The sequence below is a fragment of the Pseudomonas sp. 28 E 9 genome (assembly GCF_900004785.1).
Lineage (GTDB): Bacteria > Pseudomonadota > Gammaproteobacteria > Pseudomonadales > Pseudomonadaceae > Aquipseudomonas > Aquipseudomonas orientalis_A.
The window spans coordinates 22,694-24,889 of sequence record NZ_CVTK01000045.1 but is presented as its reverse complement, the minus strand read 5'-3'; the positions used below and the strand labels follow the sequence as shown (position 1 = coordinate 24,889).

Genomic DNA, 2,196 nt, shown 5'->3' with positions numbered 1-2,196 from the left:
AAACCCCGGTGAACGTCACCCTGAGCAATGGCTCGGTGATTACCATCAAGGCGGGTGAGTCCACAGGTACTGTTGTTGTCGATACGCCGGCCAATGACGTCTACGTCAACGGTTCGACCGTCAGCACCACTATCACCGGCGCAACCGGTGGCAATTTTGAAAGTCTGGTGCCGAGCACGACTCCGGCACTCACCACCATTACCGATTCCGTCGATACCACAACCGTTACGCTGACCGCGCCGGCTGCAGCGAGCGAGGGTGGTCAGATCACCTATACCGCGACCTTAAGTAATAAGGCCGGTACTGACGTCACGCTGAAACTCGATAACGGTTCGAACATCACCATCAAAGCTGGTGAAACCGTCGGCACCGTGACCGTTCCTGCGCCAAGCGATGACGTGTTCATCGACAAGAGCACACAAACCGTTCAGATCACCGAAACCACCGGCGGTAACTTCGAGAAATTGGAAGTTGCGGGCAATGGTGCGACCACCACGATCAATGACACCATCGACAAGGTCGATGTGGTACTGACCGCCACCACCACCGTCGGCGAAGGCGGCAACATCGTCTACACCGCCAGCCTTGTGGATAAGAACGGCGTGCCGGTGACTAACATCACCAATCCGTTGACCGTGACGTTGGATAACGGCCAGAGCATCACTATCGGTGTAAACCAATCGAGCGCCAGCGTTTCGGTTATTGCGCCGGATGACGTCTATAAAGGCGATCAGACCGTCACCACTGCTATCAAGACTGTCACTGGTGGCGAGCACTTCGAGAACTTGGTGCCTGGCACCACGCCAGTTAACACCACCGTTACTGATACTCCGGGCACTGATAACACCACCACCGTTACCCTGACCGCGCCAAGCGCAGTCAACGAAGGTGGGCAAATCACGTACACCGCGACTTTGAGCAACAAGGCCGGTACTGACGTAACTTTGAAGCTGGATAACGGCTCAAGCATCACCATTAAAGCCGGCGACACTGTCGGCACCGTGACGGTGCCAGCTCCAAGCGATGACGTGTTTATCGATAAGAGCACTCAGACCGTTCAGATCGCTGAAACCACTGGCGGCAACTTTGAGAAATTGGAAGTCGCGGGCAACGGTGCGAGCACCACGATCAACGACACCATCGACAAGGTCGATGTAGTCCTGACCGCTACCACCACCGTCGGTGAAGGCGGCAACATCGTTTATACCGCCAGCCTTGTGGATAAAAACGGTGCGCCGGTGACTAACATCACCAATCCGCTGACGGTGACGCTGGATAATGGCCAGAGCATCACTATCGGCGTGAACCAATCGAGCGCCAGCGTTTCGGTTATTGCACCGGATGACGTGTACAAGGGCGACCAAACCGTTACAACCGCGATCAAAGGCGTTACTGGCGCCGAGCACTTCGAAAACCTCGTTCCAGGTACCGACAAAGTCACTACAACCGTGACTGATACCCCCGGTACTGACAACACTACGATTGTCACGCTGACCGCACCAAATGCTGTTAACGAAGGTGGCCAGATCACCTACACCGCTACGCTTTCCAATAAAGCAGGCAGCGACGTTACGCTGAAGTTGGATAACGGTTCGTCGATTATCATCAAGGCTGGCGATACCGTCGGCACCGTCACCGTCCCTGCGCCAAGCGATGACGTGTTCATCGACAAGAGCACTCAGACGGTCAAGATTACCGACGCAACGGGCGGCAACTTTGAGAAGTTGGAGGTTGCTGGCAACGGCGCAACCACTGCGATCAACGACACCATCGACAAGGTCGACGTGGTCCTGACCGCCACCACCACGGTCGGTGAAGGCGGCAACATCGTCTACACCGCCAGCCTTGTGGATAAAAACGGCGCGCCGGTGACTAACATCACCAACCCGCTGACCGTGACGCTGGATAACGGACAGAGCATCACTATCGGTGTAAACCAATCGAGCGCCAGCGTTTCGGTTGTTGCGCCGGATGATGTGTACAAGGGCGATCAGACCGTCACCACTGCTATCAAGACTGTCACTGGCGGCGAGCACTTCGAGAACTTGGTGCCAGGCACCACGCCAGTTAACACCACCGTTACTGATACTCCGGGCACCGACAACACCACCACCGTTACCCTGACCGCGCCAAGCGCAGTCAACGAAGGTGGGCAAATCACGTACACCGCGACTTTGAGCAACAAGGCCGGTACTG

1 protein-coding gene is annotated in these 2,196 nt (G+C 56.1%); it reads left to right on the top strand.

Annotated elements, in window-relative coordinates:
* Window positions 1-8 precede the first annotated feature (8 nt).
* Window positions 9-2,196 (top strand): immunoglobulin-like domain-containing protein (locus BFQ00_RS13480; protein ID WP_371914196.1); only part of this gene is annotated, 2,188 nt, incomplete at its 3' end.